This is a genomic window from Streptomyces nidicola, assembly GCF_050106155.1.
Lineage (GTDB): Bacteria > Actinomycetota > Actinomycetes > Streptomycetales > Streptomycetaceae > Streptomyces.
This window is the reverse complement of sequence record NZ_JBNBPI010000001.1, coordinates 8,507,247-8,523,837: the sequence shown is the minus strand read 5'-3', so window position 1 is coordinate 8,523,837 and position 16,591 is coordinate 8,507,247. Positions and strand designations below refer to the sequence as shown.

At 71.6% G+C, this 16,591-nt stretch carries 15 protein-coding genes; 8 read left to right on the top strand and 7 right to left on the bottom strand.

Annotated elements, in window-relative coordinates; translation table 11 throughout:
- Nucleotides 1–103: 103 nt before the first annotated feature.
- Nucleotides 104–499: a DUF3662 domain-containing protein gene (locus ACOKM3_RS38550; RefSeq protein WP_426905923.1), complete on the bottom strand. Its 396-nt coding sequence runs from the start codon at nt 497–499 to the stop codon at nt 104–106.
- Nucleotides 500–740: 241 nt separating this feature from the next.
- Between ACOKM3_RS38550 and ACOKM3_RS38545 the strand changes: the two genes are divergently transcribed.
- Entirely contained in the window at nt 741–1,478 is a 738-nt protein-coding gene (locus ACOKM3_RS38545; protein WP_426905921.1) for a GAF domain-containing protein, read from the top strand.
- Nucleotides 1,479–1,502: 24 nt separating this feature from the next.
- Here ACOKM3_RS38545 and ACOKM3_RS38540 read toward each other — a convergent pair whose 3' ends face one another.
- Nucleotides 1,503–2,381 carry a SigB/SigF/SigG family RNA polymerase sigma factor gene (locus ACOKM3_RS38540; protein WP_426905919.1) on the bottom strand — a complete coding sequence of 293 codons (879 nt, stop codon included), beginning with the start codon at nt 2,379–2,381 and terminating at the stop codon, nt 1,503–1,505.
- Nucleotides 2,382–2,606: 225 nt separating this feature from the next.
- Between ACOKM3_RS38540 and ACOKM3_RS38535 the strand changes: the two genes are divergently transcribed.
- Nucleotides 2,607–3,062, top strand: a complete 456-nt coding sequence (locus ACOKM3_RS38535; RefSeq protein WP_426905918.1) for an STAS domain-containing protein — start codon at nt 2,607–2,609, stop codon at nt 3,060–3,062.
- A 50-nt stretch (nt 3,063–3,112) separates the two neighbouring features.
- Here ACOKM3_RS38535 and ACOKM3_RS38530 read toward each other — a convergent pair whose 3' ends face one another.
- Both ACOKM3_RS38530 and ACOKM3_RS38525 read right to left on the bottom strand, forming a co-directional pair.
- Nucleotides 3,113–3,730 (bottom strand): hypothetical protein, encoded by a 618-nt coding sequence (locus ACOKM3_RS38530; RefSeq protein WP_426905917.1) that lies wholly within the window; start codon nt 3,728–3,730, stop codon nt 3,113–3,115.
- A 78-nt stretch (nt 3,731–3,808) separates the two neighbouring features.
- Entirely contained in the window at nt 3,809–4,399 is a 591-nt protein-coding gene (locus tag ACOKM3_RS38525) for a TetR/AcrR family transcriptional regulator (RefSeq protein ID WP_426905916.1), read from the bottom strand.
- Nucleotides 4,400–4,550: 151 nt separating this feature from the next.
- Here ACOKM3_RS38525 and ACOKM3_RS38520 point away from each other — a divergent pair, with 151 nt between their 5' ends.
- Both ACOKM3_RS38520 and ACOKM3_RS38515 read left to right on the top strand, forming a co-directional pair.
- Entirely contained in the window at nt 4,551–5,540 is a 990-nt protein-coding gene (locus ACOKM3_RS38520; protein ID WP_426905914.1) for an SDR family NAD(P)-dependent oxidoreductase, read from the top strand.
- 115 nt (nt 5,541–5,655) lie between these two features.
- Nucleotides 5,656–6,525 (top strand): arylamine N-acetyltransferase family protein, encoded by an 870-nt coding sequence (locus ACOKM3_RS38515; RefSeq protein WP_426905913.1) that lies wholly within the window; start codon nt 5,656–5,658, stop codon nt 6,523–6,525.
- A gap of 22 nt (nt 6,526–6,547) precedes the next feature.
- Here the strand turns inward: ACOKM3_RS38515 and ACOKM3_RS38510 are convergent, their stop codons facing one another.
- Together ACOKM3_RS38510 and ACOKM3_RS38505 are read right to left on the bottom strand one after the other, a co-directional pair.
- Nucleotides 6,548–7,558, bottom strand: a complete 1,011-nt coding sequence (locus ACOKM3_RS38510) for a mechanosensitive ion channel family protein (protein WP_426905912.1) — start codon at nt 7,556–7,558, stop codon at nt 6,548–6,550.
- A gap of 171 nt (nt 7,559–7,729) precedes the next feature.
- A complete protein-coding gene (locus ACOKM3_RS38505) occupies nt 7,730–9,148 on the bottom strand; it encodes a GntP family permease (RefSeq protein ID WP_426905911.1) in 1,419 nt (472 codons plus the stop codon).
- Nucleotides 9,149–9,443: 295 nt separating this feature from the next.
- Between ACOKM3_RS38505 and ACOKM3_RS38500 the strand changes: the two genes are divergently transcribed.
- The 4 genes from ACOKM3_RS38500 (at nt 9,444) to ACOKM3_RS38485 (ending at nt 14,148) form a co-directional block, all read left to right on the top strand.
- On the top strand, nt 9,444–11,186 hold the full coding sequence (locus ACOKM3_RS38500; protein ID WP_426905910.1) for a sensor histidine kinase: 1,743 nt from the start codon (nt 9,444–9,446) through the stop codon (nt 11,184–11,186).
- Nucleotides 11,183–11,854: a response regulator gene (locus ACOKM3_RS38495; protein ID WP_426905909.1), complete on the top strand. Its 672-nt coding sequence runs from the start codon at nt 11,183–11,185 to the stop codon at nt 11,852–11,854. Before ACOKM3_RS38500 ends, ACOKM3_RS38495 begins: the two co-directional genes overlap by 4 nt.
- 188 nt (nt 11,855–12,042) lie before the next feature.
- Nucleotides 12,043–12,885: a DoxX family protein gene (locus ACOKM3_RS38490; protein WP_426905908.1), complete on the top strand. Its 843-nt coding sequence runs from the start codon at nt 12,043–12,045 to the stop codon at nt 12,883–12,885.
- Between the two features lie 75 nt (nt 12,886–12,960).
- Nucleotides 12,961–14,148 (top strand): MBL fold metallo-hydrolase, encoded by a 1,188-nt coding sequence (locus tag ACOKM3_RS38485; protein ID WP_426905907.1) that lies wholly within the window; start codon nt 12,961–12,963, stop codon nt 14,146–14,148.
- A gap of 49 nt (nt 14,149–14,197) precedes the next feature.
- Here the strand turns inward: ACOKM3_RS38485 and ACOKM3_RS38480 are convergent, their stop codons facing one another.
- Nucleotides 14,198–16,531: a penicillin acylase family protein gene (locus ACOKM3_RS38480; protein WP_426905906.1), complete on the bottom strand. Its 2,334-nt coding sequence runs from the start codon at nt 16,529–16,531 to the stop codon at nt 14,198–14,200.
- Nucleotides 16,532–16,591 lie beyond the last annotated feature (60 nt).

Genomic DNA, 16,591 nt, shown 5'->3' with positions numbered 1-16,591 from the left:
CCCCTTGCCGACGTGCGGTTGGGGACATGGTGCGCGTGGACGGCGGAGTTCGGCCAGAAACGCTCAGGAGATCCTTGCCATGCGCTTCGGTGCGGCGGACCGCTCACTCGCCCCTGCGTCGCGCCGGGATCGGTGCGATGCGGCTGTGGACGCGGAAGCGGCCGAGGGTGCTGCTCGTCGACGGCTCCAGGTGGACGGCGACGGGCCCGGCGAAGGTGTATCCCGACTCCGCGGCGTGGCGGCGTACCTGGACGGCGAGGTGGCGGCCCACATCGCCGCTGTGGGCGGCGAGTTGGTGGTGGACCGGTGGGGGCAGTTCGACGACGAAGGCGTTGGGGATCAGTACGCGTTGCCGTCCCAGGATCAGCGCCCGGTCGTCGCAGTGCCGGCGGAGTATCGACACCACCTCACCCCGCTTGCGCCGGGGCGGGAGCAGCCGGGCCCACATCGTGTTCGTCCACCGCTCCATCGTCCGTTCCACGTCTTCGACCAGTCTCATCGTGTTCGGCTGCCCCTTGCCGGGAGCAGGACACTCGTCCGATGGGGTGGCCGATCACCGTCACCCGCACACGAGTACGGGTCCGCCCGGACGGGACGGGCGCGCGGGCGGATCGGATGCGTGAGAGCGGTGTGCCGGTGGTAGACGGACTCCCACCGCTTCGTCACGGCGAGCAGGTCCCGCCGGATCGGAGGTAGCTCACCGGAGGGGCCGAGGCCCGTCCGGAAGGGATGTGATGTGCATGTTGGAAGAAGGCCCGTCGGTCGTCCATGATGTGTCGCTCGCGGCGGCCGTGGGGCGGCGCGCCCTGCCGATACGGCTGTGCACGGCGTTCGCCCGGTCACTGGGCGCGCAGCACGCGACGATGTCCCTGTTCCCCTGCCTCGAACAGTGGCAGTTGCTGTATGCCAGCGACGAGGGCGCTCTGCGGGCCGAGGCCGCCCAGTTCGCGCACGCCGACGGGCCGTCGGTCAGCGCCGCGTTGGAGGCTCGGACCGTCTTCGTGCCCGAGGTGCACGGCGACGACAGCGGGTCACACGTGCCGGACTGGTCCGACGATCTGCCCGGGGTGCGACATGTCCTGGCGCTGGCGCTGCACCGTGAGTTCCGGCCGGTCGGAGTGATCTGCCTCTACTTCACCCGGCCCACCCGGCTGCCCGCGGCGCACATCGCCGAGGCCGAACGGGCCGCCGATGTCGCGCGCGAGGAACTGCTGCGCTGGCGCCCCGCGCACGCCGATCCCGCGGGCCGCCGGCCGGTCTGGACCACCGACACCCGCGCGGCCCGCTGGGAGCGGATCCACCGGGCCGCCGGTTTCGTGGCCGCCCGCGAGGACTGCGCCGTCGGTGACGCACTGGCGTGGCTGCAGACGGCCAGCACACGGCGGAGGCAGTCCCTGCTCGACACCTGTGATCTGGTCCTGCAGCCCGCCGGGGCGCGTCCAAGCGGGCATCTGGCCGCCCCCGCCGTCGCACCCTGAGGCGCCGGCTCCCGTGGACGGGTCCTACTCGTCGAGTCGCGCGCGCAGCCGGTCCAGGACGCGCGTGAGGAGGCGGGAGACCTGCATCTGCGAGACGCCCAGTTCGTGCCCGATCTCGGCCTGTGTCTTCTCGTCGACGAACCGCAGCGCGAGGAGTGTGCGTTCCCGCTCCGAGAGGGCGGCGATCAGGGGCTTGAGAGCCTGAAGGTTCTCCGCCTTCGCCAACTCCGGGTCGTGGCAGCCGATGTGGTCGGCCGGCGAGTCGTCGGCGTCGGTCGACCAGTCGAGCGAGGCGGCGGTGCAGCCGGCGGAGGCGATCAGCCCCTCGGCGACCTCGTCCTCCTCCAGGCCCAGGTCGGCGGCGAGTTCGGCGATGGTGGGCGCGCGGCCGTTGGCCTGCTCGAGGCGGGTGTTCGCCCGGTCGAGGTGGTGGCTGAGCTCCTGCAGCCTGCGGGGAACGTGGACGGCCCAAGTGGTGTCGCGGAAGAAGCGCTTGATCTCCCCCATGACGGTGGGCAGGGCGAAGCTGGTGAACTCCGCACCCCGGCACAGTTCGAAGCGGTCGATGGCCTTGATCAGGCCGATCGTGCCGACCTGCACGACGTCCTCGTACGTGTCGCTCCGGGCCCGCAGCCGCCGCGCGGCGTAGTGCACGAGGTTCAGGTTGAGCTCGACGAGGCTGTTCCGCACGTACGCGTACTCATGGGTGCCCTCCTCGAGTTCACCGAGCCGGGCGAACAGCGACTTGGACAGCTCGCGGATGTCCGCCGCCGTGAGCCCGCCCCTGTCGGACTGTGACGGAAGGCCCGGCGCGTCGGCCGCCGGGGCCGCTCCACCAGGCCCGGTGGTATGTCGTTCGGGCGCATCGGGACGCTCGATCGCCGAGCCGGTGGCCTGGGGCATCTTCGTCGCTCCCTCGCACGGAAGGCACTCCCCCGTCGGGAGTGCGGCGTCCACGGCTTCTACCCACCACCTCCCGTTACACACCTGTAACTTGACGCTCTGTCACACATGTGACGCGGGTCTACGGAAAGACTGCGCTGATTGATGTACTGCTGCGCGTACGCGGGAAGGTCCTGGGCAACCGAAGAAAACAGCGTCGTATCCGTACGACTCGCAGGAGGCACGATGTCCACGCAGGCCGGTCGCCTGTCCGTCACCGAGCTGGCGCGGTGCGAGCACTGTGCCGTGCTGCGCGTGAGCGGGGAACTCGACCAGAACTGCGAGCAGTTCTTCCTCCGGGCGATCGGCACCCGCGTGCTGTCCGGGCACCGGCACCTCGTACTGGACGTGACGGCACTCACGTTCTGCGACTCGCGTGGGCTCAACTGCCTGCTCGCCGCCCGCTGGTTGCTGCAGCGCCGCGAGGGCCTGCTCCTGCTGGCCGGGCCCGGACGTCGCCTGTCCGATCTGCTCGTCCAGACCGCCAGCAATGAACTGCTGCCGTGCCATTCCACCGTGAGCGGGGCCCTGGAGGCCCTGCCCCGGCACCACCGTCCCGTCTGGCCGCCGCCCGCCCATGACGGCGAGGGCGCCGCGGCGCCGCGGGCAGTCTGCGCGACGGACGGGGAAGCGGGCCAATAGCCGCTCCCCGGCGGGCAGTTGACCGCACGGCCCGCCGAGCCCCGACGGGGTCAGGCCGCGGCGGGCACGTCGCAGGGGCACGGGAGGTACGCCAGGCCGAGTTCTCCGTCCACGGCGCGGCTGGTGCGGGTGGCGGCGTCGGCGACCTTCTCCCAGGAGCCGTACTTGGCGTGGAGCTGGTCGGCGGTGGGGCCGAGAGGGTTCCCGTACTTCACCATGTTGCGCGCTTCGAGGACCCGGACCTCCTCCGGTGTCATCCCGGCCCGGGTGATCTCCTTGGCGTCGTTGCGCATGTCGACCAGGCGGCGGGCGATCTCCTCGGGGCTGCGCCCCTCGGCACGCATCCTGCACCGCACGTCGTCCATGTCGCCGATGAGGTCGAGGTACCGCATCCGGATGTCGCGCTGTTCCACCCGCTCGTCGGGCGTGGAGCGGCGGATCTCGCACACCACGGGCTCCGGGCTCGTGCACGCACCGACGGCGGGTGGCTCCTGGGACAGCGGGGCCACGACGGCCGCGCCGCCGCAGGCGTCGGCACAGTGGGCGACCGACGCGGCCGACGCGGTGGGCACGGCGACGAGACCGGCGGACAGGGCCGTCGTCAACGCGGTGGCGGCGACCAGAGCGGCGCGTTGCACGAGCCGGGTGGAGGTGAGGCGCAGAATCATGCCGCCAGTGTTCGGTGCGGACGCCACCCGGAGCGGGCGGCGCGCCTGCGGGTCACACCTGCGGGCGAGCGAAGACACTCAGCGCGGCTGCTGAAGTCCCCTCAGAAGCAGGTCGATCAGCCGGCGCGGATCGTAATCGGTGTCGCTCTCGTGGCCGATGCAGAGGTTGCCGATGCCGCGCAGGAGCTCGTAGGGCTGCACGCCGGACCGGATCTCGCCGGCCTCGACGGCGGCGTCCAGCAGCTGCTCGGCTACGGGCATCAGACGATCGATGAAGTACGAGTGCAGCGCGGCGAAACCGCTGTTCTCCGGCTCCAGCGTGTTGGCCAGGCCGTGCTTGGTGACCAGGAAGTCCACGAACAGGTCGACCCACGCGCGCAGCGCCTCGAACGGGGATGCCCTGTCGGCCAGCAGCCGCGGGCCCGCCTCCGCACACTCCTCGACCTGATGACGGAAGACGGCGACCACCAGTTCCGCGCGGGTCGGGAAGTGCCGGTAGATCGTGCCCATGCCGACGCCGGCCTCGGCCGCGATCTGGCGCACCGGTGCGTCGACGCCGGAGGTCACGAACACCCGGGCGGCCGCGGCGAGCAGCTTCTCCTGATTGCGCGCCGCGTCGGCCCGCTTGCCGCGGCCGGCTCCCCCGACCTGGCCTTCCGTGGTTGCCACGCTTTCCTCCCGAGGACTGTTCGTCACAGCGAACCCTACTGCCCTTGCGGAAACGGAACAGCGCTCCGTAAGCTAAACGGAGCAACGTTCCGGAAGGGGGTGGCGACCACACCACGGTCGACACCCGCCTCACCGCGAGAGGACATGCCTCATGACCACCAAGCAGCGCCCCATCGGCTCCGGATTCACCCCCGCGTCCACGGCGGACGACGTCCTCGCCGACATCGACCTGACCGGCACGTACGCCGTCGTCACCGGCGGCCACGCCGGCATCGGACGGGAGGTCACCCGCGCGCTCGCCGCCAGGGGCGCCTCCGTCACCGTCGCCGCCCGCGACCCCCAACGTGCGGCGGACGCACTGGCCTCGGCCGGCATCGAAGACGTGGACACCGGGCGTCTGGACCTGGCCGACCCGGCCTCCGTCACCGCCTTCGCCGACCGGTGGAACGCCACGGGCCGCCCCCTGCACATCCTCGTCAACTGCGCCGGCGTGGCCGCCCCCGCGACCCGCGAGGTCGAAGGGCGGGGCTACGAGCTGCAGTTCGCCGTCAACCACCTCGGCCACTTCCAGCTCACCCTCGACCTGCTGCCCGCCCTGCGCGCCGCCCACGGAGCCCGCGTCGTCAACGTGAGCTCCGGCGCCCACCGCATGTCCGGCATCCGCTGGGACGACGTCAACTTCGAGGCGGGCGACTACAGTCCGGGCCTCGCGTACGCGCAGTCGAAGTGCGCCAACGTCCTGTTCGGCGTCGAACTCGACCACCGCCACGCCGCCGACGGCATCCGTGCCTACTCCGCCCACCCCGGCGTCGTCGTCGGCACCGCGCTGAACAGTGCGGCGGGCGAGGAGGCCCTGCGCGCCGAGGGCCTGATCGACGAGGAGGGGCGACCGGTCATCGACCCCGCCCTCGGGAAGAAGACAGCGGCGCAGGGCGCGGCGACGATCGTGTTCGGTGCCGCGCACCCGGCACTCACGGACATCGGCGGTGTCTACCTCAAGGACAGCGACATCGCGCCGCTTGACGACGAGGAACGGCCGTTGACGGCCGACAGCGTCCCGTCCGACGCCATGTCCCACTCCGTCGACCCCGAATCCGCGCGGAGGCTGTGGGAGCTGAGCGAGCGGATGCTGAAGGTGTGAACCGGCCGGTCGCGGTCGGGGGCAGCCGTCCGGGCCGGGACGGGGTGCGCCCGGCCGGGCCCGATCGGGTGAGCCGCCCGGAATAGCCGCCGAGCCCGCCGAGGTTGACCCCCACATGTGGAACAGCGAGCAACTCGACCTGGACGCCTATCTCGCCCGCCTCGGGTACGAGGGCGACCGTGCGCCCACCCTCGAGACACTGGGGGCCTTGCAGCGCGCACATGTGCTGACCCTGCGGTGGGACACGTACGACTCGTTCCTGTACCGCGAGGTGCGGATCGATGTGCCGTCGGTCCAGGACAAGCTGGTGCGCAGGGGCCGGGGCGGCTACTGCTACGAGCACACCGTGCTGTTCGCCGCCGCACTAGAGGCGCTCGGGTTCCGTTTCACCGCCGTCTCCGCGCGCGTGCAGCTGGGCGCGGACTCCACGACGCCCCGCCCGCCGACCCACGCGATGCTGATCGTGGACGTGGACGGCGGGCGGTGGCTGGTCGACATCGGCTTCGGCGCCAGCCCGTTGGAGCCGATCGAGCTGGTCGACGGCGCGCGCAGTGAGGGCGGTCCGTGGCCGTACCTGCTGCGCCGGCAGGTCATCACCCACGGCTCGGAGGGCTGGGCGGTGCACCAGCGTGGAGAAGGTCCTGAGGGGCCGGAGGGCTGGACGGTGCGGCAGGTCTTCACCGAGAACCCGCAGTATCCCGTCGACTACGCGGTCGGGAACCACTTCGTGGCCACGCACGAGCGCTCCCCCTTCGTCACCCGCCCGTACATCCAGCGGCTGCGCACGGACCGGTACGACACGCTCGACGCGCTGGCGTGGACGACCCACCGACCGGGTCAGGAACCGGTGACGGAGACCGTGCCCCCGGGCGAGGTGCCCAAGCTGCTCGACGACGTCTTCGACATCCGCATGGACCCCGAGGAGGCCGCTCTCCTGGTGACCCGGCTGGCGGAACTCGACGCCACGCGGAACCCGGCCACGTAGTCCCGCACCACCCGAAGGCAGCTCAGCGCGGGAGCGGGGCGTCCGCGCGAGTGTCCTCCGCGTCGGCGTCCTTGCCGCCCCGCACCCACACCGCCCGCTGCGGGAAGGGGAGTTCGATGCCGGCCGCGTCGAGGGCCTCCTTGGCCCGGCGGCGCAGCTCGCGCGTGACGCCCCACTGCTTCAGCGGCGCGGTCTTCACGACGAGCCGCACCACGATGCCGTCGGCCTCGATGGACTGCACACCCCACACCGACGGGTCCTCCAGCAGGACGCCCGCGTAGGCGTGGTCCTCGCGCAGCGACATGCCGGTCTCCTCCAGTACGGCGAAGACCTTCTCCAGGTTCGAGTCGTACGCCACCGACACGTCGAGGACCGCGCGGGCCCATTCCTGGCTGTCGTTGCGGACCCGCATGATCTCGCCGTTGCGGATGTGCCACAGGCCGCCGTTGAGGTCGCGGACCTGGGTGAGGCGGAGGCCGACGTGCTCGACCTCGCCGATGGCCTCGCCGAGGTCGACCGAGTCACCGACGCCGTACTGGTCCTCGATCATGATGAGCATTCCGGCCAGATAGTCGGCGACGAGGCTCTGCGCGCCGAAACCGATCGCCAGACCCACCACACCGGCGCTGGCGAGCAGCGGGCCGAGCGCGATGCCGATCTGGTCGAGGATCATGGCCAGGCCCATGACGGAGATGACGATGGTCACGATGCTGCTGAGCACCGAGCCGATCGTGCGCGCCCGCTGCTCGCGCCGCTCCTGCGCCCGGGAGGCATCGCGTTGCAGCACGGCGGGACCACGGGTGGTGCGACGCGGCTCGGTGTCCTGCTCGCCCGCCTGAAGGACCCTGTTCACGGTCCGGGTTATGGCCCGCTGGGCGAGCGCGCGCACCAGCATGGCACCGAGAACGATCAGGAGGATCCGGAGCGGGACGCCGACGAACGTGCCGAGGTTGTCCCGCAGCCACTCAGGGGCGCTGGTCACCGGGTTCTCGCTGCTGAGGGGGTACGACGTGAACGCGTCATGGGATGACACGGGGAAGCTCCGTTCCGTGGCGGGTCAAGTCCGTGGCGGGACAAGGGAGTACCCGGGGAAGTACTCGGCGCCCGAACCTATTGATCCCTCTCCACCGAGGTCAAAGCGGTGGAGAGGGATGTGTGGAGCCTTCACGTGTCCCGACGGGACCTTCGCATCCTCGTCACCGGGTCACGCCAGCAGCGACAGCAGAAGTGTCATCAGCAGACCGCAGACACTCACCAGTGTCTGGATGACGGTGTGGGACTTGGTGGCTTGGCCGAGTGTCATCCCGAAGGACTCCTTGACCAGCCAGAATCCCGCGTGGTTCACGTAGTTGAGGCCCACGGAACCCGCGCCGATGGCGACGACGAGCAGCGAGGTGGCAAGGCTCGACTCCGTCGCGGCCATCGGGGCGAGGACCCCGGTGGCGGCGACGATGCCCACCGTCGCGGAGCCCGTCGAGAACGACAGCAGCAGCGCCAACAGCCAGCCCAGGACGAGTACGTTGAGGTGTGCGCCCGAGGCGGCCGACTCCACCGCCTTGCCGATCCCGGAGTCCTCCAGCACCTGGTTGAACGCGCCGCCGCCCGCGATGATCAGCAGGATGCCGGCCACGGACCGCAGGCTCTCGCCCAGGGAGTCGCGGATCGCCTCGCCGCCCACTCCGCTGGGCAGCGCCACGACGAACAGCGCGAAGAGCAGTCCGAAGAACATCGCGACGACCGGCGAGCCGGTCAGGGCGAGGGTGTGCCGCAGCCCGGCGGGCAGCGCGGGCACCAGGTCGGCGACCGTGTTCAGGAGCATCAGGACGACGGGCACCAGGACCGCGGCGACCGCCCAGCCGGTCGGCACACTGCGGCGCGGCCGACCGGACCCCGTGGTGTCGGCCGAGGTGCCGGTGTCAGCATCAGCGGCGCGGTCACCGGTGAACTGGGCGACGAGCGCCCGGTCGGGCCGGACGTCGAGGCGCGGCGCGATCCACCGGCCGTAGACCGGGCCCGCGAGGATGACCGTGGGTATCGCGCACACCAGTCCTACGCCGATGGTCAGACCGAGGTTGGCGTGCAGGCCGTTCACCCCGATCAGCGGCCCCGGGTGCGGCGGCACCATGCCGTGCAGGGTGCACAGGGCCGCGATCGCCGGGGCCGCGAGGGCCACGTACGGGGAGCCCTTGACGTCGTGGTCGTCGCGCAGCCGCTGCGCCACGCTGAAGATCAGCGGCAGCAGCACGATCAGGCCGACCTCGAAGAACATCGGGATGCCGATGACGAACGCCGCACCGGCCATGTACCACGGCAGCGATCTGCGACCGGCCCGGTGGACGATGAGCCGGGCGATGCGGTCGGTGGCTCCTGAGTCGGACAGCAGCCGGCCCAGCATCGCTCCGAAGGCGAGGGTCACACCGACGTCGCCGAGGATCGAGCCCGCGCCCGTCTCCAGTGACTCGGCGATCTTCTCCGCGGGCTCACCGGCGGCGACGGCCGCGGCGAGCGAGACCAGCGTCAGGGCAAGGAAAGGGTGCAGGCGCAGCCGCGTGTTGATCAGTGTGATCAGCGCGACGATGGACAGGACGAGGATGGCCAGGAGTCCCCAGGTGTGCGTGGTCACCGGCGGCCTCCGCGCGTGCTGTCGCGCAGGCCGTCCCTGGCCTTGGCGGTGGGTGGCGTCATGGGGGAATCTCCTGGTCAAAGCGGCTCGGGCAGGAAGGATCAGCAACGGATCGGCGAACGCGCACGGGGTCGGCCGGGGGATGATCCGGGTGAACGTATCCCGCTGCGATCCGCGCCGAACAGGTTGCGTGCGCAAGCCGCGAAACCCGCCTTGTGCGGGTTCTGCTCATTGAGTGCACGCTTTGGACGGGGCCCCTGGAGGTCCCGCGAGAGGCGGCGGATACCGTCGCGGCGTGAGGTTCTCCAGGTCCATGCGGTGGCGCGGTCGGCGCCTGCGGCTGCGTACCCAGGTACTGCTGTTGCAGAGCGCGGTCGTCGCGCTCGCCCTCACCGCCGCCTTCGGGGCCTTCGCATACGTCAACGATCAGCACGTCGAGCGCGAGTACCAGCTGCGGGCGCTGGGCGTGGCCCGCACCGTCGCCGCGAATCCGGTCGTCCGTGCGCAGGCTGCCCGCTACTCCGTGTCCGGCGACGGACACCGCAGGGCCCGCGCGGAGGACGAGGTCGACGCCCTCGCCGAAGGACCGGTGCAGGCGCTGGCGCAGGCCGCCCGGGCCCGTACCGGATCGCTGTTCGTGGTGGTCACGGACGACCGCGGCGTCCGCCTCGCGCACCCGCAGAAGAGCCAGCTCGGACGTATGGTGAGCACCGACCCGTCACGCGCGCTGGCCGGGCACGAGGTGCTTGACCACGACCACGCGCACCTCGGCGAGGAGATCGTGGCGAAGGTCCCCGTCTACGCCCCGCACAGCCGTCGTGTGGTGGGCGAGGCCAACGCGGGGGTCGCCGCGAGCCATGTGCACGACCAGGTGGTCCGGGTACTCCTGGTCGGTCTGGCCTGCCTGGCCGTGGCACTGCTCGTGGGTGTGCTGGCCTCCGCCGCGCTCGCCCGGCGGTGGCGGCGGCTCACCCTCGGCCTGGAGCCGGAGGAGCTCGTGGGTCTCGTGCAGGAACAGGAGGCGGTACTGCACGGCATCGGCGACGGTGTGCTCGCGCTCGACGCGCGGGAGCGGGTGACAGTCATCAACGACGAGGCGCGGCGACTGCTCGCAGTGGACGGCCCGGTGGGCGCCCCGGTGTCCGAATGGGGCCTGAACCCACGGGTGTTGGCGGTGGCCCGCGCGGCCCGGCCGGACGGCGGGGGCGGTGAACCGGTGGTGACCACGGCCGGCGAGCGGGTCCTCGTGGTGTCGGCGCGGCGGGTGCGCAGGGCCGACCGGGACCTGGGCACGCTCGTCACCGTGAAGGACCGCACGGACGTCGAGTCACTGACGCGGCAGCTGGACGCGGTACAGGCGATGAGTACGGCGCTGCGCGCCCAGCGCCACGAGTTCAGCAACCGGCTGCACGTGGTGTCCGGCCTGGTCCACGGCGGTCATCTGACGCAGGCGGCCCGCTACTTGGAGGAACTCCTCGGCACGGGCTCGACGTCGGTCTCCCTGCCCGGCCTGGACGCGGTGGACGACGCGTACCTGCGCACCTTCCTGCGCGCGAAGGCGGCCCAGGCACGGGAGAAGGGCGTGGCCCTGGTCCTCGGCGAGGGCACCTGGGTCGACTCCCCCGTCGCCGAACCGGTCGATGTCACCACCGTCCTCGGCAACCTGCTGGACAACGCGGTGCACGCGGCGGGCGAGGGCGGCCGCACAGCACGGCAGGTGGAAGTGGAACTGATGACGCACGGCACGACGCTCGTGATCACCGTGGCGGACAGCGGCGACGGTGTCCCGGCGGCCCGCACGGAGGACATCTTCGAGGAAGGTGTCTCGTCCAAGGAGAACAAGGAGGACGAGGAGAACGAGGAGGACACCTCGACGCCCGGCGGCCGGGGCGTCGGCCTTGCGCTGGTGCGGCAGATCGCGCGGAGCCGCGGCGGTGAGGTCGACCTGGTGACACCGGGCGGCCCGGGCGACGACGGGGATCCCGGCGGCGCCGTGTTCGTGGCACGGCTGCCGGGCGTACTGGAGGAGGCACGGTGAGCGAGAGGACCACGCTGTCGGTGCTGGTGGTGGACGACGACTTCCATGTGGCGGGCCTGCACGCCTCCCACGTGGCGCAGGCCCCCGGATTCACCGTGGTGGCCACCGCGCAGTCGGCCCAGCAGGCGCGCGAGATCGTACGGGGGCGGCAGGTCGACCTGGCCCTGGTGGACGTGTACCTCCCGGACGGCTCCGGCGTGGACCTGGTCCGCGAACTGCCCTGCGACTGCTTCGTGTTGAGCGCGGCAACGGAGGGAGGAACAGTCCGATCGGCGCTGTCGGCCGGCGCACTCGCCTACCTGGCGAAGCCGTTCCCTCCGCAGCGCCTGATCGACCGCCTGCGCGGCTACGCCCGCTACCGCCGCACCTTGGACTCCCCGCACGTCGACCAGGACACGATCGACGAGGCGGTGGCCACCCTCTTCGCTCCCCCACCGCGCCGCGACCGCCCCACCGGCGCGCACGCGGCCACCCGCCAACTGGTGCTCTCCACCGTCCGGCAGGGCGACGGCGCCCTGTCCGCCGCGGAGGTGGGCCACTCCATCGGCATCTCCCGCGCCACGGCCCAACGCCACCTCGCGGGCCTGTGCACGGACGGCCTGCTGCGCATGCGGCTGCGGTACGGGGCCACGGGACGCCCCGAGCAGGAGTACCGACCGGCGGGCTGAGGAGCGGGCGGACGCGATGTTCCGCTCCCACGGCATCCACGGGGTGGATGCGCGGCATCCGAAGTCGCGATGACTCGGAGGATTCCCAACCGGGCCTGTCACCAGCACAGTTGCGCATACGTCACCGGTCGACGCGCCCGTGACGCGCTCCAGGCACCGGCATGTCACCCCTCCGAGAGGACCCCGTCATGGCCCCTTCCAGGACCACGGCGCTGCGGCGCGCCCTTGGCATCGCCCCGCTGCACGGGCTGCGTTCCGTCGGCCCGTGCGTGACACGGGTCGCCTGCGGGGCCGTCATGGCCGTGCACGGCGTGGACAAGCTGGTGCACGGTCCCACCGGCTTCGGCACCTTCCTCGCGAGCCTGGACGTCCCCGCGCCCTCGACCGTCGCCTGGGCCGTGGCTCTCGGTGAGACGCTCGGCGGGCTGTTCCTCGTCGTGGGGCTGCTGTCCCGACTCACGGCGCTGCTGCTGTCGGTCCATCTGTGCGTCGCGCTGGCCCTGGTCAATACGGACACGGGCTTCATCACGCCGCAGCAGGGCGCCGCGAGTGGCGCGGGCGCGGAGTTTCCGCTGGTGCTCATCGCGGGCTTCCTCGCCGTCGCGCTCTCGGGTCCGGGCCCGGTGGCGCTGGACCGGGTCATCGGCATCGAGGGGACGCCGACGGCCGGGCCGTCCGGCGCCGGGCGCCGCGTCGTGTCCACGGGGCCGGGTCCTTCGGCGGTCCGTGTGTCGCTCGTCAGCGGGGTGATCGGGGGTGTCATCGGCGCGGTGATGAGCGCGGTGGCCAACTACCTGGTCGTCGGCATGCCCACGAGCGCCGGCGCCAACGCGGCCAACCATGCCATCTCCGGCCTGATCAGCGGTTTCCTCGCCGGCTTCCTCGGACTGTGGACGCATCTGCGCAAGACAGGCCGGGGGCACGCTGCCGCGAACGCGGAGCCGGGCGACCAGCCGGACGTGGCACTGACGGCGCCACCCATGTCCCCCGCAACGCCCGCATCGCCTGTCTCCCCCGGGTCCGACGCCTGACGCCTGCCGCCCGAGATCGCGAGCACACCCGACACCTCGAGCACGCCCGCTCGGGTCCAAGGAGGTCCACCGCACGTGTGCCATCTGCTCGACCACGCCCTCTCCCACAGCACCCCGCCGACCCCCACCGACCGGCGCCGCTTTCTTCAGGCGTTGGGCGCGACGACCGCCACGGGCGGCCTGCTCGCCCTCGGATCGGGGACCGCCGCCGCACGCTCCCAGTCCACCGGACGCGCCGCGAGCCGCCATCGCACCCGTCTGGTCCTGCTCGGCACGGCCGGCGGCCCGGCCTGGGCGGACGGCGCGCGCTGCGGTGTCTCCAGCGCGGTCGTGTACGAAGACCGGGTCCATATAGTCGACTTGGGGCAGGGGGCGCTGCACCGGCTGGTGCAGAGCGGGCTCGGCCCGGACGACCACCTCGGCTCATCACTCACCCGGGTACGAGGTGTCTTCCTGACCCACCTGCACAGTGACCACGTCGCCGACTGGCCGTCCGTCTACGCGACAGGACCCTCGAACATCGTGGGCCGGACCCTGCCGCCCATCGAGGTGTTCGGCCCCGGCGACCGCTCCACGCTGCCCAGCGTGTTCCCGCCCGACCGGCAGGCACCGCCCGTCGTGAACCCGGACCGCCCGACGCCCGGCATCTCCGCGATGACCGGCTACCTTAGCCAGGCGTTCGCCGCCGACTTCAACGGGCGCGCCCGCGAGTCCAACTTCACCATGCCGGACGACCTGTTCACCGTGCACGACATCGACCTGGACGGCGTCTGGGACATCGATGCGGCCGGAATACCGCCGCGGCTGGAGGAGCCACTGCACGTCTGGGAAGACGGCGACGTGCGTGTCACGGCGACCCTCGTCGACCACCGGCCGATGGCACCCACCTTCGCGTACCGCTTCGACACACCGGACGGCTCCATCGTCTTCTCCGGTGACACATGCGTCAGCGAGAACCTGATCCGCCTGGCGCGGGACGCCGACTACCTGGTGCACGAGGTGATCGACCCCCGGTTCGTCGACGAACTGGTCGCTGCGGTCCCCGAGGCCATCCGTGAGCCCCTGCGCGAGCACCTCCTCACGAGCCACACCACGATCGAGCAGGTCGGACGGGACGTCGCGGAGCCGGCGGGCGCCCGCAACCTGGTGCTCAACCACCTGGTCCCCGCGACGAATCCGGCCCGCCGCTGGAAGGCCGCGCAGAAGGGCTACTCGGGCAGGCTGATCGTCGGCGAGGACCTGCTTCACCTGGGGGTGGGCTGATCCTCGGCGACGATGCCGCCCGCACGGCCCCTCTGCGGCAGCCGACCGCTCAGACCCCCTCGGCCGGGAGGAGCCGCATGCGGCGTTCGGCGATCTTCTCGACCGCCGCGCGGGTGTAGGCGAGCGGGAAGTAGTCGCCGTCGAGCCAGGGTTCGGCGAGGTCGCGGTAGTGCGGATCGTCCGGGTCGCCGGACTGGCCGGGGGTGTTCACCGCCACCGACGAGTCCCAGTCGCCCACGTCCAGGACCACCCGGAACGAAGGTCCGCTGGTGTGCAGGAAGTCGCTGGTGCGGTAGGTCGCCGCGTTGACCGTGTCGGGGGATCCGCCGCTCGGCATCGGGCCGACGTCGAAGCGGGCGCGGTCGGCGTCGCTGAGCGCCGCCGATGCCGGGTGCTGGAAGAGGCTGTGGTGCAGTGCGCCCCACCGCCACTTCCGCTCGTCGTCACCCAGCAGCTTGCGCACCTCGGCGTAGGCCGAACCCAGCGTGTCGAGCAGCAGCCGGTCGCGGGCCGTCTCGTCCTTCAGCCACCGGCCCGGCTTCTCCAACTCGCCGAGCAGGACGAGGGTGTCGGCGTCCTCGATCAGCTCGGCGGCCCTCGGCACCGCGGCCCGTACGAAGCCGGGGCCCAGGTGCCGGGACAGCCACACCTCGAACAGGGCCGCGGCCCCCGAGTCGGGCGATTCGACGGCATCCCAGGTCCGCAGCAGGCGCAGGGCCTTGCGGCGGTCGGGTTCGCTGCTCTCCAGGCGGGCCAGTAGGGCGGTCAACCGGCGGGCGGGGATGGACAGTTGGTCGTGCTGGAGTGCTTGGGAGTCGGCGATGGTGTGCTTGTGCTGCTTCGAGAGGACTTCGACGATCCGCTGGTGGCGGAAGGGGTTGGTCCACTCGTAGCCGAGTCCCATGTCCTGGTACTCCGGCGGCAGGTTGAACTGGTTGGCGGTGGCGATGAACCCGGCGTCCGGGTTGAGGGTCCGCGGCAGGTCGTCGCCCGAGTAGAAGCCGTCCCACTCGCAGCGGCCGTCGCCGGGCACCGGGAGCAGCCCGTCGTACCCGACCCGCTTGGGTGCGAGGCCGCCCGGCACCCAGCCGATGTTGCCCTCGACGTCGGCGTAGACCTGGTTCTCCGTCGGGGCACCCCAGTTGCGCATGGCCTCGGTGAACTCGCGGTAGTTGCGCGCCCGCATGTAGGCGACGCTGCCGAAGTACGGTGACGTGCCCGCTTCCAGCCACGCGGTGCGCACCGCGTAGGCGAGCTTGTGCTCCTCGTCGACATGGATCACGGGTCCGTGCCGGGTGAAGGTCAGCTCGGCGGGGTGGTCGTCCTGGCCCGCGACGGGGATCCGCTCGTGCAGCACCTTCATCGGCTCCCAGCCGCCCTGGTACCGGTAGCGGGTGCGGTCGTCCGGGTCCAACTCGTAGACGTACAGGTCCTCCTGGTCCATCGGGAAGATGGTCAGACCGAAGGCGACGGTGCCGTTGTGCCCGATGGAGATGCCGGGGAGAGCCGGCTCCCCCGCGCCGATGACGTCGAGTCCGGGCGCGCTGAGGTGTGCGAGGTAGCGCAGCGAAGGCGCCGAGTAGGAGCGGTGCGGGTCGTTGGCGAGGATCGGCCGTCCGGTGGCGGTCCGCTGCCCGCCGATCACCCAGTTGTTGGAGCCCTCGGTGGTCGCGTCGCGCACGACCGCCCGACGTACCGCCCCTTCACTGAACTCGACTTCCTGGGTGGCCAGTTCGAAGACCTTGAGCACGTCGTCCGGGAGCACGCACGGGTCGAAGCCGTCCGGCACGCGCGCCTTGTGGTCCGGTTGCAGGCCCTGACGCACCAGGTCGGCGTCCACCCCGGCGGCGCAGGCGACCTGGGCGCGCTTGACCTCGCTGGTCAGGTTGCGGGTCAGTCCGTGGCTGCGGATGCGGACCACGTCCTCGGGGTCCCAATGCGCCGGCCGGTAGCCCAATAGGCGGAATTCCTCGGGGAGTTGGTCGGGGTGGGCGTCCAGCCAGTCCACGTAGGCGTTGATCCCGGCGGTGAACCGCGTCGCGATGCGCTGCGCGTCCTCGGCGTAGCGCGCCCACTCGACGTCCATGTCGCCGCGGTACAGGAACAGCCGGGTGGCCCGGTCCTGCGCCACGTAGTCGGCCCCCAGTACATCGGCGAGCATGCCGAGTCCGCGCCTGCGCCACAGATCGATCTGGAAGAGGCGCTCGCGTGCGGCGTTGAAGCCCTGCGCGAGGAACACGTCGTGCTCGTTGTCGGCGTAGATGTGGGGTACGCCGTAGCGGTCCTCGATCAGCTCGACCGGCGCCCGCAGGCCCGGTACCCGGTAGTCGCGCGGTCCGGCCGCCGCCGCGCCCGCCGGTTCCGCGCCCATGACATCGGCCATCACACCAACTCCCGACACCCCCACCGCCGTTGCCGCCAGCACCTGCCGTCTGGAGAACCG

Excerpts from the sequence above, each read along its gene's own strand:
- ACOKM3_RS38550 (WP_426905923.1), bottom strand. The coding sequence starts at position 499 with ATGAGACTGGTCGAAGACGTGGAACGGACGATGGAGCGGTGGACGAAC.
- ACOKM3_RS38545 (WP_426905921.1), top strand. The coding sequence starts at position 741 with ATGTTGGAAGAAGGCCCGTCGGTCGTCCATGATGTGTCGCTCGCGGCG.
- ACOKM3_RS38540 (WP_426905919.1), bottom strand. The coding sequence starts at position 2,381 with ATGCCCCAGGCCACCGGCTCGGCGATCGAGCGTCCCGATGCGCCCGAA.
- ACOKM3_RS38535 (WP_426905918.1), top strand. The coding sequence starts at position 2,607 with ATGTCCACGCAGGCCGGTCGCCTGTCCGTCACCGAGCTGGCGCGGTGC.
- ACOKM3_RS38530 (WP_426905917.1), bottom strand. The coding sequence starts at position 3,730 with ATGATTCTGCGCCTCACCTCCACCCGGCTCGTGCAACGCGCCGCTCTG.
- ACOKM3_RS38520 (WP_426905914.1), top strand. The coding sequence starts at position 4,551 with ATGACCACCAAGCAGCGCCCCATCGGCTCCGGATTCACCCCCGCGTCC.
- ACOKM3_RS38515 (WP_426905913.1), top strand. The coding sequence starts at position 5,656 with ATGTGGAACAGCGAGCAACTCGACCTGGACGCCTATCTCGCCCGCCTC.
- ACOKM3_RS38490 (WP_426905908.1), top strand. The coding sequence starts at position 12,043 with ATGGCCCCTTCCAGGACCACGGCGCTGCGGCGCGCCCTTGGCATCGCC.
- ACOKM3_RS38480 (WP_426905906.1), bottom strand. The coding sequence starts at position 16,531 with ATGGCCGATGTCATGGGCGCGGAACCGGCGGGCGCGGCGGCGGCCGGA.